This is a genomic window from Paraburkholderia sp. IMGN_8 (assembly GCF_038050405.1).
Lineage (GTDB): Bacteria > Pseudomonadota > Gammaproteobacteria > Burkholderiales > Burkholderiaceae > Paraburkholderia.
Map to the genome: position 1 here is coordinate 1,869,921 of NZ_CP150900.1, position 23,435 is coordinate 1,893,355.

The 23,435-nt window shown below is 60.8% G+C and carries 22 protein-coding genes and 1 pseudogene; 12 read left to right on the forward strand and 11 right to left on the reverse strand.

Annotated elements, in window-relative coordinates; all coding sequences use genetic code 11:
* Positions 1–208: 208 nt before the first annotated feature.
* A complete protein-coding gene (locus tag WN982_RS08845) occupies positions 209–1,276 on the forward strand; it encodes a porin (protein WP_341315330.1) in 1,068 nt (355 codons plus the stop codon).
* 130 nt (positions 1,277–1,406) lie between these two features.
* On the opposite strand, the gene WN982_RS08850 is transcribed toward WN982_RS08845, so the two are convergent.
* Complete coding sequence (locus tag WN982_RS08850) at positions 1,407–2,372, reverse strand: alpha/beta hydrolase (protein ID WP_341315331.1); 966 nt, start codon at positions 2,370–2,372, stop codon at positions 1,407–1,409.
* A gap of 544 nt (positions 2,373–2,916) precedes the next feature.
* Here WN982_RS08850 and WN982_RS08855 point away from each other — a divergent pair.
* The 3 genes from WN982_RS08855 to WN982_RS08865 all read left to right on the forward strand — a co-directional run bounded on the left by WN982_RS08855 (position 2,917) and on the right by WN982_RS08865 (position 4,862).
* Positions 2,917–3,300, forward strand: a complete 384-nt coding sequence (locus WN982_RS08855) for a nuclear transport factor 2 family protein (RefSeq protein ID WP_341315332.1) — start codon at positions 2,917–2,919, stop codon at positions 3,298–3,300.
* A gap of 16 nt (positions 3,301–3,316) precedes the next feature.
* Positions 3,317–4,084: a glucose 1-dehydrogenase gene (locus tag WN982_RS08860; RefSeq protein WP_341315333.1), complete on the forward strand. Its 768-nt coding sequence runs from the start codon at positions 3,317–3,319 to the stop codon at positions 4,082–4,084.
* 238 nt (positions 4,085–4,322) lie between these two features.
* Positions 4,323–4,862: a MarR family transcriptional regulator gene (locus tag WN982_RS08865; protein WP_341315334.1), complete on the forward strand. Its 540-nt coding sequence runs from the start codon at positions 4,323–4,325 to the stop codon at positions 4,860–4,862.
* 124 nt (positions 4,863–4,986) lie between these two features.
* Here WN982_RS08865 and WN982_RS08870 read toward each other — a convergent pair whose 3' ends face one another.
* The gene (locus WN982_RS08870) at positions 4,987–6,732 is read right to left on the reverse strand and encodes an FAD-binding protein (RefSeq protein ID WP_341315335.1); all 1,746 of its coding nucleotides are present in this window, start codon (positions 6,730–6,732) and stop codon (positions 4,987–4,989) included.
* A gap of 366 nt (positions 6,733–7,098) precedes the next feature.
* On the opposite strand from WN982_RS08870, the gene WN982_RS08875 reads away from it, so the two are divergent.
* Complete coding sequence (locus WN982_RS08875; protein ID WP_341315336.1) at positions 7,099–7,605, forward strand: MarR family transcriptional regulator; 507 nt, start codon at positions 7,099–7,101, stop codon at positions 7,603–7,605.
* Between the two features lie 78 nt (positions 7,606–7,683).
* On the opposite strand, the gene WN982_RS08880 is transcribed toward WN982_RS08875, so the two are convergent.
* The 4 genes from WN982_RS08880 to WN982_RS08895 form a co-directional block, all read right to left on the reverse strand.
* A complete protein-coding gene (locus WN982_RS08880) occupies positions 7,684–7,920 on the reverse strand; it encodes a hypothetical protein (RefSeq protein ID WP_341315337.1) in 237 nt (78 codons plus the stop codon).
* Between the two features lie 229 nt (positions 7,921–8,149).
* On the reverse strand, positions 8,150–9,262 hold the full coding sequence (locus tag WN982_RS08885) for a Gfo/Idh/MocA family oxidoreductase (protein WP_341315338.1): 1,113 nt from the start codon (positions 9,260–9,262) through the stop codon (positions 8,150–8,152).
* 94 nt (positions 9,263–9,356) lie between these two features.
* Positions 9,357–9,866 carry a nuclear transport factor 2 family protein gene (locus WN982_RS08890; protein WP_341315339.1) on the reverse strand — a complete coding sequence of 170 codons (510 nt, stop codon included), beginning with the start codon at positions 9,864–9,866 and terminating at the stop codon, positions 9,357–9,359.
* Between the two features lie 114 nt (positions 9,867–9,980).
* On the reverse strand, positions 9,981–10,928 hold the full coding sequence (locus WN982_RS08895; RefSeq protein ID WP_341315340.1) for a 3-keto-5-aminohexanoate cleavage protein: 948 nt from the start codon (positions 10,926–10,928) through the stop codon (positions 9,981–9,983).
* 262 nt (positions 10,929–11,190) lie between these two features.
* On the opposite strand from WN982_RS08895, the pseudogene WN982_RS08900 reads away from it, so the two are divergent.
* Positions 11,191–11,307, forward strand: a pseudogene (locus WN982_RS08900) (IS3 family transposase); the annotation flags it as partial.
* Between the two features lie 55 nt (positions 11,308–11,362).
* On the opposite strand, the gene WN982_RS08905 reads toward WN982_RS08900, so the two are convergent.
* From WN982_RS08905 to WN982_RS08915, 3 genes are all read right to left on the reverse strand, one after another.
* Positions 11,363–12,445 (reverse strand): substrate-binding domain-containing protein, encoded by a 1,083-nt coding sequence (locus WN982_RS08905; protein WP_341315341.1) that lies wholly within the window; start codon positions 12,443–12,445, stop codon positions 11,363–11,365.
* Between the two features lie 630 nt (positions 12,446–13,075).
* Complete coding sequence (locus WN982_RS08910; protein ID WP_341315746.1) at positions 13,076–14,533, reverse strand: NAD-dependent succinate-semialdehyde dehydrogenase; 1,458 nt, start codon at positions 14,531–14,533, stop codon at positions 13,076–13,078.
* 11 nt (positions 14,534–14,544) lie between these two features.
* Positions 14,545–15,303: an SDR family oxidoreductase gene (locus WN982_RS08915; RefSeq protein WP_341315342.1), complete on the reverse strand. Its 759-nt coding sequence runs from the start codon at positions 15,301–15,303 to the stop codon at positions 14,545–14,547.
* Between the two features lie 229 nt (positions 15,304–15,532).
* On the opposite strand from WN982_RS08915, the gene WN982_RS08920 reads away from it, so the two are divergent.
* On the forward strand, positions 15,533–16,264 hold the full coding sequence (locus WN982_RS08920) for an IclR family transcriptional regulator C-terminal domain-containing protein (protein WP_341315343.1): 732 nt from the start codon (positions 15,533–15,535) through the stop codon (positions 16,262–16,264).
* Between the two features lie 339 nt (positions 16,265–16,603).
* Here the strand turns inward: WN982_RS08920 and WN982_RS08925 are convergent, their stop codons facing one another.
* A complete protein-coding gene (locus tag WN982_RS08925) occupies positions 16,604–17,434 on the reverse strand; it encodes an IclR family transcriptional regulator C-terminal domain-containing protein (RefSeq protein WP_341315344.1) in 831 nt (276 codons plus the stop codon).
* Between the two features lie 128 nt (positions 17,435–17,562).
* Here WN982_RS08925 and WN982_RS08930 point away from each other — a divergent pair, with 128 nt between their 5' ends.
* From WN982_RS08930 to WN982_RS08940, 3 genes are all read left to right on the forward strand, one after another.
* Positions 17,563–18,828: an aromatic ring-hydroxylating dioxygenase subunit alpha gene (locus WN982_RS08930; protein WP_341315747.1), complete on the forward strand. Its 1,266-nt coding sequence runs from the start codon at positions 17,563–17,565 to the stop codon at positions 18,826–18,828.
* Between the two features lie 2 nt (positions 18,829–18,830).
* Positions 18,831–19,301 (forward strand): aromatic-ring-hydroxylating dioxygenase subunit beta, encoded by a 471-nt coding sequence (locus WN982_RS08935; RefSeq protein ID WP_341315345.1) that lies wholly within the window; start codon positions 18,831–18,833, stop codon positions 19,299–19,301.
* Positions 19,302–19,403: 102 nt separating this feature from the next.
* Positions 19,404–20,390 (forward strand): 2Fe-2S iron-sulfur cluster-binding protein, encoded by a 987-nt coding sequence (locus WN982_RS08940; RefSeq protein WP_341315346.1) that lies wholly within the window; start codon positions 19,404–19,406, stop codon positions 20,388–20,390.
* Between the two features lie 85 nt (positions 20,391–20,475).
* Here WN982_RS08940 and WN982_RS08945 read toward each other — a convergent pair whose 3' ends face one another.
* A complete protein-coding gene (locus tag WN982_RS08945; RefSeq protein WP_341315347.1) occupies positions 20,476–21,411 on the reverse strand; it encodes a LysR substrate-binding domain-containing protein in 936 nt (311 codons plus the stop codon).
* Between the two features lie 189 nt (positions 21,412–21,600).
* On the opposite strand from WN982_RS08945, the gene gtdA reads away from it, so the two are divergent.
* The gene (gene gtdA / locus WN982_RS08950) at positions 21,601–22,647 is read left to right on the forward strand and encodes a gentisate 1,2-dioxygenase (RefSeq protein ID WP_341315348.1); all 1,047 of its coding nucleotides are present in this window, start codon (positions 21,601–21,603) and stop codon (positions 22,645–22,647) included.
* Between the two features lie 72 nt (positions 22,648–22,719).
* Positions 22,720–23,418 (forward strand): fumarylacetoacetate hydrolase family protein, encoded by a 699-nt coding sequence (locus tag WN982_RS08955; protein WP_341315349.1) that lies wholly within the window; start codon positions 22,720–22,722, stop codon positions 23,416–23,418.
* Positions 23,419–23,435 lie beyond the last annotated feature (17 nt).

Sequence of the window (23,435 nt, forward strand, 5' to 3'; positions counted from 1 at the left end):
CAGATCTGAAAATTGCCGGTTTGTAATTAGTAATGCGATTGTTTGTTTTGTTCGATTCTGGTTTGCGCCAGAGGTCGAGTCGGGCGATTGAAAGGCCCTACGGTCTATCTGTGCTAATCAGCGGCAAGACGGCGGATTCTGCACGGTGTGGCCCGGAAAGAGGCCTTCGCTTTATCCATGGAGATTATTTTTCGTTCAGGATTGAAAAATGAAAAAACTGACATTATTTGCGGCTTTGACAGCCATCGGGATCTGCAATGCGAACGCACAGAGCTCTGTAACCCTGTATGGGCGTGTTGCGTCCGGCCTCGACTTCGTGACGAATGTGGCGACGAACGGCCAGTCAAAGAGCAATTTCCGATTCGGCAGCAATCAGTACGGGTACAGCTGGTTTGGCCTGAAAGGCGATGAAGACCTCGGCGGCGGCGTGCATGCGGTCTTTAAACTCGAAAGCCTGTTTTCGTCCGGAAACGGCCAGATTTTTAATAACGGGCTCTTTGTCCGCGATGCGTATGTGGGCCTGGCCCACGAGAAATACGGAAGCATCTGGTTCGGCGAGGCCATGAGCCTGGCCGACGAAACCGGCTGGTACATTGACCCGCTGGGAGAGCAGGTTGGCACCGGTATTGCCAACTTCGCGTTCGGCAGAGCGTGGGGGCCGCGATCCAACGTGGTCACCTACAACTCACCTAACTGGGGCGGTTTCTCCTTCCGCCTTCAGGATGGTTTCGGGAACCAGGCCGGCAACTTCCGTGGCGGTCGCGAGTTCAGTGCGAGCGCACAATACACGGCCGCCAGCTTCGCTGCGTACGGCGTATATGAAGAACTCCGCGATTCCAAGGGCAAATTTTCAGACCTGTACGCCGCGTCCCGGGTATACATGGCCGGTGTCACCTACACGTTGGGCCAGGTCAAGTTCTACACGGGCTATCAGCAACTGGTCTCATCCGGACAGGACACGGTCGCCACTACGTTTAACCCGTACGCCGCCACACGCAGCCAGCAGGAGTGGGTCGGCGCCTCGTATCAGGCTACCCCTGCGCTCTCGCTCCAGGCCGGCTGGTATCACGGTAACGTGAATCATGGAGGTGGAGTGGGCAATCTCGGTGCCATCGGCACCACCTACAACCTGTCAAAACGGACATTCCTCTACCTGACCCTTGGAGCAATGTTCAACGGCAAACAGTCCGCGTTCCCGGTTGAAACGACCGATTCCCTGCCGCTGCCGGGCCACAATCAGCAAGGTGGCTACCTCGGCATCATGCACTTCTTCTGAGTGCAATTGGTGACCTTGACGCGCGACCGGCAGTCAATCGGCGCGACGTTCGCAAGGTAACGATCCGGGGCGCCGGCATGGTCTGTCATGTGGCGACGTCCCCGGTCGATCAACCCACGCGGGTGCGGGTTCACGAACCGCTACCCGACTGCAGTCTCTCCGTAAGAAACGTGCCGATGGCATCGAGAGTCTGTGTCGAGGCCTTCAGGGTCCCGACACTGCCATAGAATCCGTGTGGCATGCCCATCCAGACATCGACTCGTGCATCGACGCCCGCGGCGACAGCGCGCTGGACGTATAGACGCGAATCGTCCAGGAGTACTTCGTCGTTTCCCACGTGAACGCGGACGGGCGGCAGGCCGGTCACGGGCGCGTGGAGTGGCGAAGCCAGTGGATGTTTGGGGTCAGCGTCTCGCAAGTAGGTATGGACGAGCTCCGATGCCTGCGCGCGCGTGAAAATTGGATCGGCATCCGCGCGCGATTCGTACGTCGGGCCGGAGAGCGTCAAATCCGTCACGGGTGACAACGCGACCGCGCCCACAAGTGTCGCCTTCGCGGCGACTTCTCCGCTGGCGATGCGCGACGCGAGGATCAGGGCAAGATTGCCGCCCGCCGAGTCGCCGGTAACCGCGATCCGGGAAATGCCGCTCTCGTCGAGCCCAAGATAGCAGGACAGCACGTCATCCACTGCAGCGGGGAAAGGATGTTCGGGCGCCAACCGATAATCCGGCACGAAGGCCTTTACGCCGCTCCTCGCGGCGATTTGGGCGACAAGGTGACGGAATGCGTTGGCGGATCCAAAGTGAAACCAACCACCGTGCAAATGGAGTATCGCTTCGTCAGGCCGACTATTTTCAGGTTTGACCCAGAGCCCAGGAATGCCGCCGACCGAGCCGGATTCGAACGTCACGCCCTTGTGCGGCGATACACGTTCCATCATCGCATCGAACGCGCCACGCCACTCGATTCCCAACCGCATGCCTTTGTCGGAACGGGTCATGGCGCGCATTGCCTCAGTGATCTTCCCGTCTTCAGGATCAAGCGGGTGTGTCACGACGAAGGTGCTCGACAGATTGCCGGTGGATGAAGTTTGCATGGTCAGTTCCTCTAACCGGATAGATTGTTCGTCATGCCAATCACTGCCGCTGCTCATCGCTATCGACAACGGCGCTCGCCGGCAGCAGCGGATCAGTTGAAATCATAGACGTCATTTGGCCATTGGGGCAATGAAGTGACAAGTCGCGTAAATGAGAAGCTTCGTTTCGCGCGTAGAACGATTTGCATCCGTCAGGAGGTGGTGCGTTGCGGCGATGAACTGTCCGAATATCCGTTGGAGGTCAAGCCGCGCGACGCGTGACTCGACCGATAGCCAATGACGTCGTCGATGGCGCCACACGGTGTCACGCTGGACTGGGCCACGGCCGGCGCGCAGGCGAACACAGTTGGCGCAAAACCCGGAAGGGAATGAACCCCTTGCGGACTCCGTGGGAAATCTCATATCCTCCCCGGAATATTTATTCTATATCGCATAAATTGATGACGTATAATTGGCGATGGAATTACCCGGGGCGCTTCGCGCAGGCAATGCTTCACATCGGCAGTTGTGATGGACCCAATCATCATCAAGGAGACGATTCACGATGTTGTTGACGCAAACACCCACAGCAGCAATCGAGTTTGTTTCAAAGGTTTATGAAGCGATCGATTCGATGGACGAGCAGGGATTCGCGAACTGTTTGACCGAGAACTGTACCTTCGTCTTTGCGAATAGCGATCCTGTCATCGGTCGGGCAAATGCTGCTGCGGCTTCACAGAATTTCCTGAATCAACTTGCGGGCATCAAGCATCAACTCCTCAACGTATGGGCGTTCGAGGATGTCATTGTTTCGCAAATATCGGTGACTTACACACGCAAGGACGGGTCGACACTGACGATTCCGGCCGTGACGATCTGGAAGTTGCAGGACAGGTTGATTGATGAATGCCGCATCTACGTCGATATTTCTCCGCTGTTCGCGAGTTGATCTACGGGGCGAAGAAATGAATCGCGATCTCGAAGGAAAGACCATCATCGTCACCGGCGGCGGTTCGGGTATCGGGCGTGCAGCGGCGCTGGCATGCTCCGTGGCGGGGGCCCGCGTTGTTGTCGCGGATATTGTTGGTGCGGCGGGAGAGGAGACAGTCTCGGCGGTTCGACGCGCAGGCAGCGATGCAATCTTTGTAGCAACGAACGTAGCCGATGAAGAGCAGGTCGAAGCGCTCGTGGCTGCGGCATTGCGCAAGTATGGGCGGCTCGATGGCGCATTCAACAATGCCGGCTTTTCCCAGACGAACGTTCTGCTACACGAACTGACTGCCGAGCAATGGCGCCGAATTCAGTCAGTCAACTACGACGGCGTGTTCTTTTGCATGAAGCATGAGATACGTGCCATGCTGCCGACGGGTGGCGGCTCCATCGTCAATACTTCCTCCACGCTGGGCCGCGTGGCGGTGCGCAGTGCGGCGGACTACTGTGGCTCCAAGGGCGGAGTACTAGGGGTGACAAAAGGCGCAGCGGCCGACTACGGCGACAAACATATCCGCGTCAACGCCATCCTCCCGGGCGCGGTGGACACGCCAATGGTTCACGCGTTGGTGTCCGATCCGCAATTTGCCGATTTGATCGAGAAGCTTCGAGCCAGTCACCCGCTGGGAAGAATCGGCGTTCCGGAGGAGATTGCTGCCGCCGCCGTTTGGCTTCTTTCGGATAAGGCATCCTTCGTGACGGGAGCCGAGTTGGCGGTCGATGGGGGATTCCTCGCCATTTGATGCTGCTGTGCGCTTGATGCGGCCGTCCTGTCACTCATGGACGGGCGGCCCACGGAACTCTCCGGACATTCGGGCGTGCCGTTGCTGCAGCCGAAGCCGTATTCGCGGGTCTCAGTCGTTTCTCCTCCCGCCGTCCATAGAGGCCGTGCTAAACCTGTTGTATGATTTCTCTTTGGTTGAATCAATTTGAACAGATAGTACCGACCGATGGCTCGATGCCATGCTGAGGAATGAGTGAATGCCCAAATCCAATTCGTCTGCAGTCAAGGCAGCCACCACCGCTCCGAAGTTAGTAGAGGCAACAACGAAGAGACCATCAGATGTATTTGATGATCGCGGCAGAACCATTCCGTGGATCGCGCGAACGGTACACCGACTTTACGATGCTCAAGCGCAGAAGCTCCTCGACAGGGAAACTATTCCGATTGCGTACTGGTACTACCTTCGTGTACTGGCCGAACGCGGCGAGATCAATCAACTCGAGCTCAGTAAGCGCGTGGGCATCGCGTCGACGACCGCGGTACCCGCGCTCGACTATCTGGAAAAGCGCGGCCTGGTGAAAAGGGTGCGCGATCCAAACGACAGGCGAAAGTATTTCGTCAAGCTACAGGACGAAGGCAAGCGCCTCGTCGACGAAATGCTGCCCGAGCTTACCGACATGATTTCGGTGTCACTCGAGGGAATCTCGCAGAAGGACATGCGCGTCTTCTGGAAGGTCATGCACCAGATCGAAGCAAACCTGTTTCAGATGGCCCAAGGCGACACGGTCGTCGACTGACTGATCGCGAGCGTCGACCGCAGCGAAGACTCTGCACTCGGGTGATTGACGACCGATGCGTATGCAGTGCCGCTTTCGAGAACCAGATTTTGCGGTGCGCTGCCTGATTCCGGCAGCGGAGCTATCAGGTTTGAGCAATATTCTGGGCCGCCGAAGAAGCGGCCATGGAAGCAGGGCCGGCCCCTGACTGACTAAGCTTTGCCAGCGCCATTGCGGCCAGGTAACCAAACGTGATCGCCGGTCCCAGTGTAATGCCTGCACCGATGTAGTGGCCGCCAACAGGCGAGTTCATGTCGTTGCCGCATGCAAAGATGCCGGGAATCGGACGGTCGTTGTTGTCCAGGACTTCGCCGTTGGGGCCCGTCACGAGACCGCGGCTGGTGCCGAAGTCTCCCGGCATCAGCTTGACTGCATAGAACGGTCCCTTCGCGATCGGGCCGATACACGGGTTCGGGGTGTGAGTGGGGTCGCCTTTGTAGGTGTTGTAGGCCGACGCGCCCTTGCCGAATTCCTCGTCGACCCCGGTCTCCGCGAAGCGGTTGTTGCGTACAACGCTGCGCGCGAGCCCGGCGGCATCGATGCCAGCCTTGGCGGCGAGCTCCGCGAGTGTCTCGCCGCTATAGAGATAGCCCGACTCCTCATAGCGACGCAGCGACATGCCCGGCAGGATGACGCCAATGCCGTACTTCTTCACGGCTGCTGCGTCGGCGACCAGAAACGCAGGGATCGCGCCGGCGTCGAACATTCCCTGGGTGAAGGCGTGGTATGACGCGGCTTCATTGGTGAAGCGATTGCCTTCCTTGTTCACTGCAATGAAACCGGGCTTGGGCCGATCCAGCATGAAGTGACCCCACAGCGTATTGCCTTTTTCATTCCGGTATTGCGAAATCGGCACGTAGTAACCCGTGTCGCGCGCGTTGTGATCGAGCCGGCCGCCGACTGAAACTCCGAGTCGAATTCCTTCGCCGACATTGCTCGGCAAGCCGAGGCCGAGTCCGACCGTCGGCTGACGAGAATGCTCGCGGCGCATTTCGAGGTTACCGCTGTAGCCGCCGGTCGCAATAATGACGCCGCGGTGTGCGCGTACGCGAGACGTGCGGCCATCGCGCGTCACTTCGGCACCGATCACGGCGCCATTCTCGGTGATGAGCCGCGTTGCATGCGCGCCAAGCCAAACCGGAATCTGCTCATCGAGGATCGTCTTGTACAGGCGCGCAATGAGCGCATTACCGCCCACGAGGCGGGTGCCGCGATGATAGCTCAGGCGGTCTTTGCCGTAGCGCAGGAAGCGCTTCACGACATGCGAGAACGACTTGAACGAGCGCGTGAAGGACAAGAAGTGGTTCAAATCCAGAAGGTCGAGCATCATGCCGCCAAAGGGAGCGAATGCCGGCAGCGGTGCCCGCAGGTCCTTAAAGCGCGGACCGAGCAAGCGCCCGTCGAACTCGAGCGGGGCGTGAGCCCGCCCGAACATGCCGCCATCGGACTCCGGATAGTAGTCCGGATAATGGACCGCCATCACCTTGAGTTCGGAATGGCCGACCAGATAGTCCAGTGCGACCCGGCCCTGGGTGATGTAGCTTTCCTGAAGCGGACTACCCACGGTGGTGCCGACAGTCGCCGCAAAGTATCGACGTGCTTTCTCGATGGAATCCTGAAAGCCCGCCTCCTGCATCGGCGTGCTATCTACGAACCACATCATGCCGACCGACCAGGCGGAGGTGCCGCCAACCTGGTCCGTCTTCTCCAGCAGGAGCGGCTTGAGCCCCTCGTTTTTCGACACAATGGTCGCCGACATGCCGCCTGCACCCGCTCCCAGAATAATGACGTCGACCTCGAAATCCCAGCTTGCCGTCATATCAGTACCCATAGCGCTTGTCCTGTTTGAGAGGTCCCGGAAGGTATGCCGGGACATTGCCGGCCAGTGCACGCGCCATGTACGATAGGCCGGCCATCCTGTCGATCAACGCTGGCGGGTCCGCGCTGCAGCGGGGCGCGTGCACATCCATTTTGCGCATGCTGTATAATCCTCGCGAAGCGGATTATCTTCAAAGAGATAATGCTTTGTAGTATCGATTTATATCGAATGATGTGTTCTAGGGTGAACAAAGTCAAGAGTTCCAGGGAATTCCCTGTATCGAGAGCATGACGCTTGCTGCACATGCCTGGTTCGTGCGTTGCCGGCCGTGTGGCCCCAGTTGAGGAATAGCCAATGTCAAAATTGAGTTCGAATGCAATGCACGATGCGCTCGAGGGGCTGGACGTGCCGGGCGGTCAGCGCTCAGACGTTTTTGACGACCGCGGCCGAACCGTGCCGTGGATGGCACGCACGATATACCGTCTCTACGACGCCCAAGGCCAGAAGCTGCTGGACAAGGAGGGCGTTTCGGTTGCGCACTGGTTCTATCTTCGGGTTCTGGCCGAACGTGGCGAGATGAACCAGCTCGAACTCAGCAAGCGGGTCGGCATTGCATCGACCACGGCCGTACCGGCGCTCGATAGCATGGAAAAGCGCAATCTCGTGCGACGCACACGCGACCCCAAGGACAGAAGAAAATACTACGTCAGCCTGCAGGATGAAGGACGACGCCTTGTCGACGAAATGCTGCCTGAGCTCACCGAGATGATTTCGGCTTCGCTCGAAGGCATCTCGGCAAAAGATCTCCGGGTTTTCTGGAAAGTCATGCACCAGATCGAAGACAACCTGACCCAGATGTCTCAGGGCGACTCCGTGATCGACTAGCTGCCGGCCGGTCGTTGGCACGACGACGACGTCGTTGGGAGCATTGCTGATCGTCGTGCGGCCAACGGCGGCGCGCGCTCACGCCACGCGCATGGACGGGCGCTCCCGGCATGGCGGGAAAATACACCAGAGTCCGTCCTTGTGGCGAAAGAAGAACATGGCCGCGGTTCCGGCGGCCCTGCGTGCTTCGACGCACACGTAACATTGCCGCCTCGCACGCTGGTTCTTGAATTCGACCACATGCACCGTGTCCATCGAGGTGGGAGCAAGCCAGTGTTCCACCATCGAGTGCAACGACTTTCCTGCGCTAGCCATGATCTTCTCCTTATCACGCTCGCCTTGATCGCGTGACTACAACCAACTGACCGGCCTCGCTCACTAAATGGACGTTCACGTCCGCCGCGAGGCCAGTCAGGACCAACACCTGCAACCTGCCTGCATCGCTTGGCGCCCAGCCCCGGCCGACCATGGTTAGGATGGGCGCATACTCCTGTCTACGCGTGTCATGTGCGAGTGCGGCGCATACGAGAGCCGCACTCACTTGTTACTTGCTCACCTTGATCCGATTGCCCGTTTCACTCGACTGCTCGATTGCATAGAGCACTTCGTGAAGTGCGCGTGCGTGATCGAAGCTGGGCGCCGTGCGGGTGCCATGGCGCAGGTCATCGGCGAGCAACCGGTAAACGCCCGCGACATTGCGCGCGGCAACGGCATCGCCGGCATCGATCGGGAAGGGATCCGGGACGTCGAGTTCCTCGTAGCCGTTCTGGCCTTTGCGTCCGAACTCGACGCGCAAGGGCGAGATGTTGACCGCCGGGACGTATTCATTCCTCGCGGTGACACGCAGATCGCCCTCGCTTCCGTTGATCTCCCACAGCAGCTTCGTCCCACGCGGCACGCCACCGCGGAGTTGCAACGACAGCGGCGCTCCGGAGCGCAGAATCGCGTTCGCCATGAGGTGGTCGGGCGTTTTCATTTCGACGGTTTCGCCCGTCTCGATGATGCGCACGGTTTGCCTGCGTTGAGAGAGCACCGCGCCGATCTGTTCGATATTGCCGAGGACGGCATCAATTGCCGAAATCGCGTGCCCCCCGATCACGGAAAGCAGTGTGGCGCCGTTCCGGTTGTCCATGGCGTAGGCGTCACCTTGCAGGATGTCGTCGCCCCAGCTGAAACCCGAACCCACGTACGTCGAAGAAAGGACATTGCCGATCTTGCCGTCCGAGACGAGCTTGCGCAGGAACTGCACTTCGGGGGAGGCGATCGCCTGCGCGCCAACGACGGCCAATGCCTTTTTCTCGCGCGCGAGTTCGGCAAGCGCGATGGTTTCTTCGAGCCCGTTGCCGAGCGGCCATTCGCTGTACACGCTCTTGCCTGCCTGCAGAGCCGCCGTGACGACTTCCTTGTGGTGCTGAACCTTGACGGTGACGACGACGATGTCGATGTCCGGCGATGCGGCCAGCGCAGCGGCACTTTCGAATGCTTGCGGGATGTCGAACTCGGCGGCCGCTGCCTGCGCGCTCGCGAGGCTCGTGTTCGCCACGCCGGCGAGCTCAAAGACGTCGGACAAGGCCCGCAAGGCCGGAATATGGGCTGTCGCCGCCCAGCCGCGTCCTGGGCTCAGGCCGACGATACCGACACGATATTTTCTTTCCATTGCTTCCTCTAACCTTTAGGTAACCGCAGTAACCTTGAGCGCCTGATCTCAAAGGTTGGTCCTCTGGAGCCAGCCACAGACACTGGCGGAGCCGTCATACGATCTGGTACTTGTACGACGGATCCTCCTTGTCACGGCGCCCGACATTGGAATTTTCGAGCAGTGCCATATCCCCGGGAACCGGGTCCGATCGCTGCGAGTCGAGCACGACCACCCGATCGGCAATGCGCCATTCACCGTTGCGCCGCTCCATGCGGTCCACGTAGCGAATGTTCACCACCCAATCCATCGCTGGCTTGTCGCCGTCGGGTTTCGTGCGGTGGCTGGCCTGCGCATAGTGTTCCGCGAACGCCACATCGCCGTGCACCTCGACATACTGGTTGCCGGTGAAGTGCTGCGTCGATTCGAAGCTCGGCAACAACTCGGCTGCCCAGTCGATGAAACCTTCCACGCCTCCGTTGTACGCACCGTGCCTGTCGATCGCATCCGGGTGATAACACGACCGCACGAGATCCCAGTCCATCCGATCGATGCCGCGGCAATAACGGATATGAACGCGGCGAATCTCCGCTTCATCCAGTAGCTGCTGAAGTTTCGTTTCCAATTTCGGTCTCCTTGATTGGATCGTCGCGGCTGAACTCGGGTGCAGAGCACGATTGCCCACTCCCGTCGTGCCTGCACCGCTGTCCGCTTGCGCGGTCATGGCCGCGCTATGTTTTTAATTCCGGGCCGGCTTGCCGACCAGCGCCCGGTATTCATTGGCCGAGGCCGGCTTGCGTCCGAGCAGGCCGGCGATGTCGCGCGCCATGTTGAACATCTCCAGATTGTCCTTGAGGCGCTCGTCGCTGTTCGGGTACTTCCACGGCGTGTCTTCAGTGCCGATCCGGATATGCAGGCCCATCATGGTGGCAAGGGTGGTCATATAGAGCGTCGCGCGACCTGCCGCACAGACGCTGATGACCGACGTCGGATCGATCTTGCGGATCTGGTCGACCATCAGGAACATGTGGCGCGTCATGTCCTGGGCATCGCTCACCCACGTGCCGGACACCAGCGTGCGACCGACGTTGAACGGCAGACCGTAGAGAATCAGCCAGTTGTAGGGCTTCTTGAGAATGCCGGTATCGATCAGTTTGCGCTTCGCGAGCTCGATCTCGCCGGAGCTGTGGACGGCCAGTTCCGGCTTGACGCCGGTTGCCTCGAGCTCCGTGATGGCCGGCACCATGAAGGCTTCCGGATGACCCGGCGCGCACGGTGCGACTTCGGTCAGACCTGCGCGCGCGGGGCTCACACACTCATCGAATGTCGAGCCGTTGAGGACGTTCAGATTCGGCACGAAGTCGTTGCCAAAGCGCGAGCGCAGCGGCTCGAGAACGGCGGAATATGCCTCAACTGGCGGGATGTCACGGTCGAGGCGCCGCCCCTTCTCGTCGGTCATGAACGAAAAGTCGATGTGCACGCCGCAGGCGCCGGCTTCGATGACGCTCGAGGCGGCATCCACATACTCCGCGAGCGACGTGGCGCTCTCAAAGCGCCCCGATACGGCGGCATTGATCGCAATCTTGTCCGACACGTCCCACTTGGGTTGCAGCTCGGCTCCGGCAATGAACTGGTACTCCTCCATTTCGCGTTTGGCGGCTTCCCAGAGAGACAGTTTTTCGACCATGATGATCCTCGACACAGGTAGTGAATTTAGGCTCGCAAATCTTCCGAACCCACGGCAACCAAACTGGAGAGGTTTTGGCGGGTCGCGCCGGAAAAGCAGACCCCTCCCGCAATCAGATCGTGTGCACCAAGATAATTCCACGCACAATAGATTTATATCGAATGATGCGTCGTAGAATTAAATAAGTCAAGGAACCTGGGGAATGCCCTGGGGAATGGCCCGTGAGCGACGGCCCTACTGCGACCAGGAGGTCGTGCTTGGGACGAAATTCGGAGGCCTGTCGCCCTCGGAGGTAAGGCGCAGGAGGCAGTTCGAGGAAAAAAGCGCGAAGCCCACGCGGCTCGTGGCGGACTTCGCGCTGGATAAGGCCATCGTTCGTGGCTTTATCGATCTGCGGCAGGGAATGCTGTTCGTTTGTGACTCGTTTTTAGCGATCAACGCTCGAACACGGCCTTCAGCTTCTGCGGCGGGAGCGCGGAGGTGAGGTCGGCGTCCGGCGGAGCGGACGGATCGCACTTCGGATCGAGGCCCTTGGCACTATCGGCGTAGGCAAAGGGCAGAATCGACGGCGACTCCTTGTTTACCGTTCCCTGATAGGCCGCTACACCCTGCCGCACGGCAAAGCGGACGTAAGTCGTCGTGCCGTCGAGCGTGTAATAGGGATAGGGCTTGCCCGACTGCTTCGCCGACATATAGTGGCAATTCACCTGGTTGTCGCTTGCGATAGTCGCGATGGCGGGGACCGGAAGGTGAGCCTGCTCGAATGCCTTTACAGCGGCCAGCGCGGTTTCGCCGCCATCCGTCACGATGGCGTCAATCTTCGGATACTGCGCGATAAGACCGACGGTGGCCTTCTGGGCGTCGACGGGATTCCAGTTCGTCACGATGTACTGCTCGTTGAGCAACTTCAGATCCGGGTATTTCTTGAGTCCGCCTTTCAGACCGTCCATGAAGTTTTGCGAGGTGGTCGCTCCGGGCGATCCACCCATGAACACGACATTCCCCTTCTTCAGCGTGGTTCCGAGCCAGTCGGCCCACAGGACACCGATCTGCTGCGTATCGCCCACCACATTGACGACATAGTCACGGCCAGGTGTGCCCGCCATCTGAGCCGAGTACGGGACGACCGCGACGCCCGCCTTCATGGCCGCCCGCATGGCGGGAAGCTGCACCGCGCCGAAGTCAGGAAGCAGAATGAGGACGTTGATGCCCTGCGCGACCATGCTGTTGATGTCGGAATTCGCCTTCTGCGGATCGCCGTTGGCATTGCTGTAGATAACCCGCGTGACGTTCTTGCACCGACTGAGCTCGTCCTTGACTTCCGCGAGGCCGGTCTTGCGCCACGTATTGCCGCCGTAGCCGTCCGACACGCCGACGATCATCGGCTTCGTGCCGCACATCGGCGTGATGTCGCCTTGATGGTTCGTGATGGAATCTCCCGCCGCGTGGGCAGGGGTACAGATCAAACCCGTGGCAAGAAGCAGGCTGGCGCTTATTTGCGTAATCGAGACGAGCATCTTCCCTCGCCAGAATCGAAGATCGCGCCGATTCTTGAGGCCGCACTGATGAGCGGGCATAGTCTCTTGCGCAACGAACGGACTTTGCTGTTTTTGCACTGCAGCTTGCAATACGCGAAGCTTGAAGAACATGGTGATCCTCGCCGTGGGTGATGGATGAGTCTTGGAAATGGGGCGATCAGGAAAAAGGAACTTTCCTTTGACGGCATTGATACGTGATGCTAGATGAGACAGTGTGTTGCAGGATCAATTCATATCGAATAATGTGTCTCGGGATGAATGAAGTCAAGCACCCTGGGGAAAGTCCCTGGCAAGGGCGCACGTGAACGTGGCGGGTGCGGCCGAATTGGCTTCGCGTGCAGCGGTGAGGAAGGGGCGAGTGCAGCGCACCCGCCCGCAGGTTGAAGATGAGAGAGGACAGGGGAGGCGGGATTCCGGATAGTTTGGTCTGCCCTATCCGTCAGCGGAATGATCGGAATCCCGTCGGAGAAATATGCCGCTGCGTCGGCACTGCCGCGCTGCGGCCAGTACCGACGCAGCGGCGTAGGACACGGTACGAACGCGTTCTCAGAAATGCACGCAAGTTTGCTCGTACGGGGGCACTAACGAAGAGGTGCGGTCGCGTTTTTGTCAGGGCACCCGACTGGCCTGCGACACAAACTTGGTGACGAGATAGCCATCGAACGTCTCGATACCTCCTTCGCTGCCCATACCGCTCTCCTTCACGCCACCCAGCGGCGTCTCGGCCAATGCCAGGCCGAAATGGTTGATGCCAACCATTCCGGCCTCGATACGGCCTGCAACGTATTCGGCGGTCGCGATCGAATTGGTGAACACGTATGAAGCCAGGCCGTATGGCAGCGCGTTGGCACGTGACAATGCCTCTTCAGCGCTACTGAATGTCGTTATCGGCACAACAGGTCCGAATGGTTCCTCGATCATCAGGCGCGCGTCATCGGGCACGCCTGTGAGGATGGTCGGAGGGAAGAAGTAACCTGTTTCAGCCAGACGGCTGCCACCGCACACCAGCGATGCGCCGCGCTCCCGCGCGTCCGTCACCAGAGCTTGCATTGCGTCGATGCGTCGTTCATGGGCCAGCGGTCCCATCTGGGTCTGCGGATCGAGGCCGTCTCCGACCCGTAGCGGTGCGTACTCGGCGGCGAAGGCATTCACGAACCGCTCATAGGCTTTTTCGTGCACGAAGAAGCGGCTAGGTGCCATGCAGACCTGACCGGCATTGCGTGTCTTGGTACGCGCCAGAAAACGCGCGGCCTGTTCTACGTCGGAATCGTCGAACACCAGAACCGGCGAGTGGCCACCCAGTTCCATCGTCATGCGCTTCATCTGCGCGCCGGCCATCGACGCCAGTTGTTTGCCGACAGTGGCGGAGCCAGTGAAGGAAATCTTTCGCACCGCCGGAGCGTTGATGAGATGCGTGGAAACCTCGGACGGCACGCCCCAGACGACGTTAAGGCATCCCGCCGGCAAACCTGCATCGTGAAATATACGCGCCAGCGCGACTACTGCGCTTGGCGAATCCTCAGGACCCTTGAGTATTATCGTGCAGCCCGCACCCAATGCGGCGACCACCTTGCGTAGCGCCAGGTTGAAGGGGAAGTTCCAGGGTGTGAACGCAGCGCAAACACCTATGGGTTCACGGGAGACTGTCTGCTGCACACCCGGCGTGCGCGCCGGGATCACGCGTCCATAAATGCGCCTGCACTCCTCCGCATGCCATTCAGCGTGCTCAGCACAGCTTTGTACTTCCAGAATGGCTTCGGCCAAAGGCTTGCCCTGATCGAGCGTAATGTTGCGTGCAATCTGTGGAGCTCGCTCCCGGATCAACGAGGCAACACGGCGCAGCAACGCTGAACGTTCGATTGCCGGCGTGCGCCGCCAGACCTGGAATGCATCTGCCGCTGCGTGCACGGCATCATCCAGATCCTGGGGCGTAGCGTGCGGCAATCGGGCGAACGCCTCGCCAGTTGCAGGGTTGATCACATCCTGTTCGGGCCGCCCACGGGCGCTCAGGAAACGGCCACCGATGTAGAGGGCGAGTGCTTCGTATTGTGCGGTTGTGGTGTCCATGGCGGCCTGACTCAAAGAAATACACTACCGCCGTCCACGGCGAGGGTTTGGCCGGTGACAAAGCCCGAACCATCACTGACCAGGTACGCGAGCGCCGCCACGAGGTCACCCGGCACCTGATCGCGCTGAATACAGCGGCCGGAAGTACGAGCGTTTTCACCAATGCGGTCTTGCAGATCGGTCTGCAGCACGCCGTCGCTTAGCGTGAAGCCGGGGGCAATCGCATTGACCGTAATGCTGTCCTTCGCCAGTTCCCGCGCAAGTGCGCGCGTGAAGGCAATGACGGCTCCCTTGCTGGCCACGTAGTGCGCCATATTCACCGGCCCCTTGATTGGCACGGTGGATGCGATGTTCACCAGGCGCCCCCGGCCGCTTTGACGCAGTTGCGGCAACACCGCTTTGGCACAGTTGAATGGACCCATCGTGTTGACTTCCATCACCCGCATCCATTCCTGATTGGTGATCTGCTCAAACGGCTTGAGCGTCAGGGTAGTAAACAGTGCGGCGTTATTGACGAGGCCATCGATACCGCCGAACTCCGAGACTGCCGCTGCCGCCATGGCAGCGACATCTGCCTCGCTGACAACGTCCGTGCGCACGCCGATGACTTGATGTCCGGACTCACGAAGACGTGCTGCGGCTTCGTCTGCGCCACGCAGGTCGGCGATGACGACACGATGCCCCAGCTGTGCAAGATGTTCGCTGAACGCGTAGCCAATGCCGCTGGCACCACCAGTGACAATAATGCGCTTGGGTAATTCAGGTTTCATGGTTTCCTTCGCACGTCAAAAGACTTCAGATGGCAATGAGTGATCTATGTTCCCGGGGGCGTTTGCCCTGTGGTATGTAGCGAAATATCATCAAAGGGGGATCGGGTGTCAACGAGCCTGGCTACAATGTCCGCATACCGGACTTTTATACGGAATTCGAATTTCGCGAGGGTCTATGGCGTCTCATGCGGGCGGGAAAGAATCGCGGGAAAACGAACCGGAATACGTGATGGGGCTCGAAAAAGGGCTGTCCATCATCGAAGCATTCGGTATGAAAAAAGGGCCGTTGACCGTGACACAGGCGGCAGAGATAACCGGTCATACAAAGGGTTCGGTACGCCGCAGTTTGCTGACGCTTTGCAGGCTGGGCTATGCCACGCAGAGTGGTTACAGTTTTGTCCTGGCACCCCGCGCTCTGAGGCTGGGCTACGCGTATGTCGTTTCAGATCCGCTGACCAAGGTCGCGCAACCCATCCTGGAGATCACCAGCGAACGCACGCAAGAGTCTGCCTCGATCGCAGTGCTGGATTTGCAGGATGCGGTCTTCGTCGCGCGCTCAACACATCGGCGCAGCCTGTCCAGCGGTCTGGGTGTTGGCTCGCGCTTGCCTGCTTACTGTAGTGCCACAGGGCGCGTTTTGCTGTCAGGACGACCGCCGGCCGAGGTGAGATTCATGCTGAACCGAATGGCGCGTCCCGCTCTGACGCCTCACACCCGTACTACGATCGGCAGCATCATGAAAGAAATTGAATTTGTAGGCAGACACGGATACGCCATCATCGATGAAGAACTGGAGATCGGTATTCGCTCAATCGCCGTTCCGATTCGCAACGCACGTGGTGAAATGATTGCAGCCATGAGCCTTTCGGTGTCCACAAGCCGCATGACGCGCGAGGGCGTAGTGGAACACCTGCTGCCAGAACTTGAAAGCGCACGCCGCCACCTTGCCGCCCTGTTGTAGAGCGCCGCCTCTCGTGTCGACCAGAGTTGGAGCTTCAGCTCCTTACTCTGGTCCCATGCAGGTGCTGCGGTCGACCAGAGTTGGAGCTTCAGCTCCTTACTCTGGTCCCATGCAGGTGCTGCGGTCGACCAGAGTTGGAGCTTCAGCTCCTTACTCTGGTCCCATGCAGGAGCTGCGGTCGACCGGAGTTGGAGCTTCAGCTCCTTACTCTGGTCCCATGCAAGATGGTTGCTGCCAGGCAAACAAAGTCAGCGAGCCTGCGTGGCGTGCAGCATGCGTCAGGAAACGTCGGTAGTCGGGAGCACGCCTCGCGTCCGGATGCGCGAATCGCCAGCCGGCCTAAAGCGAGCGTTGCAGACGCCCGGCGGTTTCACGCAGCGCCGGCAGGAAAGTTTCCCGCAACGTTTCGATGTTCACGCGCCCTGAATAGACGCTCACGCTCACCGCCGCTTCGATCTGCCCGGCGCTGTTCTTCACCGGAACTGCCATCGCCGACATGCCGATTTCGATCTCCTCGTCGCTGATCGCATAGCCGTCCTCCGCCGCGCGCCGGATCGCCCTCAACACGCCGTCTAGATTGGCCACCGTGCGATCGGTGAGCCGCTTCATTGGCACGCTTTCGAGGTGCGCGCGCGCCTGCTCTTCTGGCAGCCCGGCGAGCAGCACGCGTCCCGTGGCTGAGCAATAGGCGGGCAGGCGGCCGCCGAGCTTCACGCCCGTCGACACGATACGGACCGCCTCGGCGCGTGCGATGAACACCGCATAACCCTCGTCCAGCACGGCCAGCGAGACGGACTCCTGCAACTTGTCGCGCGTGCTCGCCAGAAGCGGCTGCGCAATCTGCGGTAGCGACGACGTGCTGAGGTAAGCGCCGCCCAGCCGCAGCATGCGCGGCAGCGGCGTGAAGAACTTGCCGTCGTGGGCGAGATAGCCGTGCTCGACGAGCGTCAGCAGGCAGCGCCGCGCCGCGGGGCGGCTCAGGTCAGCCAGATTTGCCGCATCCGAAACGGTCATGCGCGTGGTGTTCGGACCGAACGCCTCGATGATGGCCAGCCCCTTGGCCAGCCCCCCCATACCTTCCTTCGCGTGGGCCTGGATTGTCCTGGACTCGTCCTCGACGGACGACAAGGCGTCGGCCTCTGTATTGACAGGGTTTTTGACGGGTGTCATATTGGTTCCCATATCGAACAACGTACGGTATTCGAACACATCCGTGCAGGGCTGTCAACGACAGTCCCGCCGCGGTTCCCAGCAATCTGCATTGGGCAAGCGCCCGCTACGGAGTCAGCACCTTGAACATCATCCCTATCCAGCCGGCGCGCCGCGCTAGCATCGAGTGGCCCGTCGAGGGCGTCACGCGCGTACCCTATGCGCTGTTCCAGAGTGACGAAGTCTATGCGGACGAGCAGGAGGCGATCTTTCGTGGTCCGAACTGGAGTTATCTGTGCCTCGAAGCCGAGGTGCCGAATCCGGGCGACTTCCGCAGCACGTTCATCGGCGATGCACCTGTGGTGGTTACGCGCGACACGGACGGCGAGCTCTATGCATTCGAAAACCGCTGCGCGCATCGCGGCGCGATGGTTTGCCTGGAAGACGCGGGCAACGCGAAGGATTTCAGCTGCGTCTACCATGCCTGGACCTACAGCCTCCAGGGCGATCTGCTCGGCGTCGCGTTCCGGGATGGCATCAACGGCCAGGGCGGCATGAAGGAAGGCTTCTGCCTCGGCGATCACGGCCTGCGCAAGCTGCGCGTGGCGACGCTCCATGGTCTCGTGTTCGGCAGCTTCTCCGACGACGTGCCGCCGCTCGACGAATACCTTGGCGAGGAGATCGTCGAACGCATTGCGCGCGTGCTCGAAAACCGCACGCCCGTCGTGCTCGGCCGCTTCACGCAGATGCTGCCGAACAACTGGAAGCTCTATTTCGAGAACGTCAAGGATTCCTATCATGCAAGCATCCTGCATCTGTTCTTCACGACCTTCCAGTTGAACAAGCTGTCGCAGCGCGGTGGCATCATCGTCGACCCGAGCGGCGGACATCACGTCAGCTATTCAGCTGTCGATCACGCGGCTGAAGCGGCGAAGCAGGCGGTCACGAAGGACTACGCGGCCCAGAACATCCGCTCGGAGAGCGGCCACCACCTCGAAGATACCTCGGTGCTCGCAGGCATCGACGAGTTCGGCGACGGCATCACGCTGCAGATTCTTTCAGTCTTTCCGGGCTTCGTGCTGCAGCAGATCCAGAACGCCATTGCGGTGCGTCAGATCCTGCCGCGCGGCGCGCGCCAGACCGAACTGAACTGGATCTATCTCGGCTTCGAGGACGATACGCCCGAGTTGCGGGAAATGCGTCTGCGCCAGGCGAACCTCGTGGGCCCGGCCGGGTATGTCTCGATGGAGGACGGCTGCGTGGGCGGCTTCGTGCAGCGCGGCATCGACGGGGCACGCGACGCACACTCGGTGATCGAGATGGGCGGCGACGGCACGACCAGCAGCGCGAGCCGCGTGACAGAAGCCTCGATTCGCGGCTTCTGGAAGGCCTACCGTAACGCAATGGGATATTGACGATGACGCAGGACATCCATCAACTGATCGCCCGCGCGCAGGCCGAATACGTGCGCTGCATCGACGACGGCGACCTCGGGCAGTGGCCCGAGTTCTTCACCACCTCGTGCGTGTACAGGGTCACGACCGCCGACAACCATCGCCGCGGTCTCATTGGCAGCATGATCTACGCGGCCTCGCACGGCATGCTGGCCGACCGGGTCGCGTCGCTGCGCGACGCCAATATCTATGAACGGCACGCCTACCGCCATCTGCTCGGGCAGCCGTACGTGATCAGCGACGACGGCACCGAGGCGCGCAGCGAAACTTCGTTCATGGTTGCGCGCATCATGCGCGACGGGACCACCGACCTGTTTGCGACGGGCCGCTATTGCGACGTGTACGTGCGCGACGAGGCGGGCGTGCGGTTGCGCGAACGCGTCGTCGTGTGCGACAGCTCGCGTATCGACACACTGCTTGCGATGCCGCTATGACGCCCGCGAACCTGCCTGTGAGGCGCATGCGATGGTGGCCGCGCCGGCTGATCCGCCCTGAACCTAGACCGACACCGGCTGACAACGCATCGAGGTGATATCGTGGATTATCGTATTTCCGTCGCTGACAGCGACATAACGTTTCCGTGCGCGGCCGGTGAAACCGTGCTCGACGCAGCCGAACGCGCCGGCTATGCGGTGCCGTACTCATGCCGCAAAGGCGTCTGCGCGTCCTGCGAAGGACGTCTCGTGGCGGGCGAGGCGTGCTCGCCGGTGCAGGGCGCAGTGGTGGCCCCGGCCGAGCGCGCGCTGCTGTGCTGCCTGCGCCCCGACACGGACCTGACGATCGCGCCGCGTCGCATCGAGAAGCGCGACCCCGTCGCGCGCAAGACGTTCGAGGTCTCCGTGTACCGCATCACACAGCCGGCCGCCGATGTCAGCATCCTGCAGTTGCGGCTGCCCGCGGGTGTGCGCGCGAAATTCGGCGCCGGCCAATATCTGCAGATCGATCTGGAGGACGGCACGCGGCGCAACTATTCGATGGCGAATGCGCCGCACGAAAACGACAGCGTGCAGCTGCACGTGCGCCACGTGCCTGGCGGCCGGTTCTCCGAAGGCGTGCTGGGCCGCCTCGCGAAGGGCGACAGGCTGCGCATCGAGCTGCCGTTCGGAGAGTTCACGCTACGCGAAGGGTCGAACAGGCCCGCCGTGCTGCTCGCGACAGGTACGGGGTTCGCGCCGGTGAAGTCGATCGTCGAAGACGCCATCAAGCGCAAGCTCGAACGGCCGTTGCATCTGTACTGGGGCGCGCGCCGCGCCGAAGACCTCTACCTCGCGTCACTCGCGCAGAAATGGCATGACAGTGGCCGCGTGAAGTTCGTGCCGGTGCTGTCCGAAGCTGACGAGGCGTGGACGGGCCGGCGCGGTTTCGTGCACGAGGCTGTGCTCGAAGATTTCGGCTCGCTCGCGGGATATGAGGTGTACGCGTGCGGCAACCCGTCGATGACGAGCGCCGCGCGCGACACCTTCGTGAAGACCGGCTTGCCCGAAGACGACTTCTTCAGCGACGCGTTCGTTCATACCGGCTGACGCAGTGCGAAGAGAAAGAGCGCCCGGGCCGAAAAAACCCGGTTGATTCCGGCTGGGGCAGTGGGATCCGTCTGGAAAAGGCGCCTCAGGCGGTGTGCCATTCTTTCATGTGCGGGTCCGCAAAATTGCGAAGACTTTCCAATGCCATGGCCACCGCGACGCGATTGACGTTCTCGGCGTGCCAGTAGACCGATACCGAGCCGAAGCCTTCGAGTTGAACTGGCAGAATGCGAAGCGCGTTCAGCTGCTCGAAGCGAAGCGCGGACCGATGCGAGGCGACGCCCACCAGATCAGTGTTGTTCAGCAGCGTGAGATTGAGAATCGACGAATTCGATTCGACGCAGTGATTGGGCAGCGTGCGACCCGCTGCCGCGAGCGCCGTCTCCAGCGCGTTGCGCACGGGCGTGCCCTGCGGCCAGACGATCCACGAATACGCAAGCACGTCGTCCCAGCCAAGTTGTGCTTTTTCCGTGAGCGCATGATCTGGCCGTGCGACGAAGTTGATCGGCTCCGTATACAGCGTTTCGGTCTGCAACTGCGGGTCGTCGTACTGCTGTCCCGAGCGGCCGACGACGATATCGAGTTCCCCGCGCGCAAGCTGCGGCATCAGCTGGTTCATTGTGCTCTCGACGAGCCGAACCTGTGCCCGCGGCAAGCGCTCGAGAAGCCGCGACACAGCGAGCGGCACCGTGTCCGCCGCCGATACGCCCGAGGTCCCGATACTGACGAGGCCGCTGCCGCCCGCGCGCAGCGCCTGCATGTCGTCGCGCGCAATGTCGAGATGCGCTTCGATCCGGCGCGCGTGCTCGATCAGCGCCTCGCCGTACGACGTGGGTCGCAGGCCGCGCGCATGCCTCTCGAAGAGGGGCAGACCGACGTCTTCCTCGAGTTCCTTCAGCCATTTCGACAGCGCCGGCTGCGTCGTGTTGAGCGCCACGGCCGACTGGCTGAGATTGCCCGTGCTCGCGAGGCTCAGCAGTACCTGCAGATGCCTTAGTCGCAGGCGGTAAGTCCAGTCCATTGCGCCGCTCCTTCGTTACGATTTTCGGCAGCCCCGCGCCGCAGGTATATCCGAAACCGTATGAATTAGATGATTTCACCATTTTACTGGGCATGGCGCGGTCGCATATAAATCATTGTGCGGGGTCCGTTGAGCCGACGCGGCCGGCTAGTGAGTCTGAACCCACGAGACACCATAAAGGAGACGCGAATGACGAGTAACAATCCGGGCGGATCGCGCGCGGCCTACTACGAGCGGATTGCCCAGCAGGGTATGGCTCCGCTTTGGGAATCGCTGCACAACCTCGTGCCCAAAGCGCCGCAACCGAAAGCGCGGCCTACGATCTGGAAGTACGCGCAAGTGCGCGAGCTGGTGATGCAGGCAGGTGCCGTGATCAGCGCGGAAGAAGCCGTGCGCCGCGTGCTGGTGCTCGAAAACCCGGGCCTGCCGGGCAAGTCGAGCATGACGCCGAACCTGTACGCCGGACTCCAGTTGATCCTGCCCGGCGAGATCGCTCCGAGCCACCGGCATACGCAGTCGGCGCTTCGCTTCATCGTCGAAGGCAAGGGTGCGTGGACGGCTGTCGACGGCGAACGGACGACGATGCATCCGGGCGACTTCATCATCACACCATCGTGGACATGGCACGATCACGGTAATCCTTCCGTGGAGGAGGGCGGCGAGCCTGTCGTGTGGCTCGATGGCCTCGATATACCGCTCGTCGCGCAGATGGACGCCGGATTCGCCGAGAACTACCCCGAAGCGACCCAGCCGGTTTCGCGCCCTGAAGGCGACAGCTTCGCGCGCTTCGGTCACAACATGGTGCCCGTGCGGCATCGCGTGTCCGATCCCACTTCACCGATTTTCAGCTATCCGTATGCGCGCAGCCGCGAGGCGCTCGACGCGCTGTACCGCAACGGTGAACTCGACGAATGGGACGGCGTGAAGCTGCGCTACGTGAATCCGGCCACGGGCGGCTGGCCGATGCCGACCATTGCGACCTTCATGCAATACCTGCCTGCCGGCTTCAAGGGCCGTACATATCGCAGCACCGATGCAACGGTGTATTGCGTCGTCGAAGGCAACGGCACGGTCAAGATCGGCAACGACGAATTCACCTTCGAGCCGCACGACGTGTTCGTCGCGCCGTCGTGGGCGCCTGTGCAACTGGCGGCATCTGCGGAAAGCGTGTTGTTCAGTTATTCGGATCGTCCCGTGCTCGCCGCGCTGAATCTGCTGCGCGAAGAGCGCAGCTAGACACGTGACTTTCCTTTCCAGGCGCCGCATTGGCGTTGAGCTATCAATCCTGTTTGCCGAGTCCCACTCATCATGACTTTTGTTTTCCCGCCCGAAGCGCCCGTTGCTGTACCCGTCGCCGGTAGTGACGCTCAATTCGCGGTGCGCCGCGTCTATTGCGTTGGCCGCAACTACGCCGCGCATGCGCGCGAAATGGGCTTTGATCCCGATCGCGAACCGCCGTTCTTCTTCTGCAAGCCGGCCGATGCCGTCGTGCCCGTCGCTTACGGCGAGACGCTCGAACTGGCTTACCCTTCGCAGACGCAGAACTACCATTACGAAGCCGAACTCGTCGCGGTGATTGGCAAAGGCGGCTCGGATATCCCGCTCGAACAGGCGCTCGATCACGTATGGGGCTACGCGGTAGGCCTCGACATGACGCGGCGCGATCTGCAGATGAAAATGCGCGAAATGGGCCGTCCGTGGGAGATTGGCAAGGCGTTTGACCGCTCGGCGCCGATCGGGCCGATTCATCCGGTCAGCGAGGTTGGTCACTTCGAAAACGCCGGCCTGTGGCTGACGGTCAACGGCGAGACCAAACAGAAGAGCGACGTGTCGCATCTCATCTGGTCGGTCGCGGAGACGGTGGCGTATCTTTCGAAGTTCTTCCGCCTCGAACCGGGTGACCTGATCTTCACGGGCACGCCTGAAGGCGTCGGCGCGGTGCAGAAGGGCGATACGATGAAGGTCGGTGTCGAGCGCCTTGGCGAAGTAACGGTGCGCGTGGCCTGAGATACGTGATCTGCATT

Excerpts from the sequence above, each read along its gene's own strand:
- WN982_RS08845 (WP_341315330.1), top strand. The coding sequence starts at position 209 with ATGAAAAAACTGACATTATTTGCGGCTTTGACAGCCATCGGGATCTGC.
- WN982_RS08850 (WP_341315331.1), bottom strand. The coding sequence starts at position 2,372 with ATGCAAACTTCATCCACCGGCAATCTGTCGAGCACCTTCGTCGTGACA.
- WN982_RS08855 (WP_341315332.1), top strand. The coding sequence starts at position 2,917 with ATGTTGTTGACGCAAACACCCACAGCAGCAATCGAGTTTGTTTCAAAG.
- WN982_RS08860 (WP_341315333.1), top strand. The coding sequence starts at position 3,317 with ATGAATCGCGATCTCGAAGGAAAGACCATCATCGTCACCGGCGGCGGT.
- WN982_RS08865 (WP_341315334.1), top strand. The coding sequence starts at position 4,323 with ATGCCCAAATCCAATTCGTCTGCAGTCAAGGCAGCCACCACCGCTCCG.
- WN982_RS08870 (WP_341315335.1), bottom strand. The coding sequence starts at position 6,732 with ATGGGTACTGATATGACGGCAAGCTGGGATTTCGAGGTCGACGTCATT.
- WN982_RS08875 (WP_341315336.1), top strand. The coding sequence starts at position 7,099 with ATGCACGATGCGCTCGAGGGGCTGGACGTGCCGGGCGGTCAGCGCTCA.
- WN982_RS08880 (WP_341315337.1), bottom strand. The coding sequence starts at position 7,920 with ATGGCTAGCGCAGGAAAGTCGTTGCACTCGATGGTGGAACACTGGCTT.
- WN982_RS08885 (WP_341315338.1), bottom strand. The coding sequence starts at position 9,262 with ATGGAAAGAAAATATCGTGTCGGTATCGTCGGCCTGAGCCCAGGACGC.
- WN982_RS08895 (WP_341315340.1), bottom strand. The coding sequence starts at position 10,928 with ATGGTCGAAAAACTGTCTCTCTGGGAAGCCGCCAAACGCGAAATGGAG.
- WN982_RS08905 (WP_341315341.1), bottom strand. The coding sequence starts at position 12,445 with ATGCTCGTCTCGATTACGCAAATAAGCGCCAGCCTGCTTCTTGCCACG.
- WN982_RS08910 (WP_341315746.1), bottom strand. The coding sequence starts at position 14,533 with ATGGACACCACAACCGCACAATACGAAGCACTCGCCCTCTACATCGGT.
- WN982_RS08915 (WP_341315342.1), bottom strand. The coding sequence starts at position 15,303 with ATGAAACCTGAATTACCCAAGCGCATTATTGTCACTGGTGGTGCCAGC.
- WN982_RS08920 (WP_341315343.1), top strand. The coding sequence starts at position 15,533 with ATGGGGCTCGAAAAAGGGCTGTCCATCATCGAAGCATTCGGTATGAAA.
- WN982_RS08925 (WP_341315344.1), bottom strand. The coding sequence starts at position 17,434 with ATGACACCCGTCAAAAACCCTGTCAATACAGAGGCCGACGCCTTGTCG.
- WN982_RS08935 (WP_341315345.1), top strand. The coding sequence starts at position 18,831 with ATGACGCAGGACATCCATCAACTGATCGCCCGCGCGCAGGCCGAATAC.
- WN982_RS08945 (WP_341315347.1), bottom strand. The coding sequence starts at position 21,411 with ATGGACTGGACTTACCGCCTGCGACTAAGGCATCTGCAGGTACTGCTG.
- gtdA (WP_341315348.1), top strand. The coding sequence starts at position 21,601 with ATGACGAGTAACAATCCGGGCGGATCGCGCGCGGCCTACTACGAGCGG.
- WN982_RS08955 (WP_341315349.1), top strand. The coding sequence starts at position 22,720 with ATGACTTTTGTTTTCCCGCCCGAAGCGCCCGTTGCTGTACCCGTCGCC.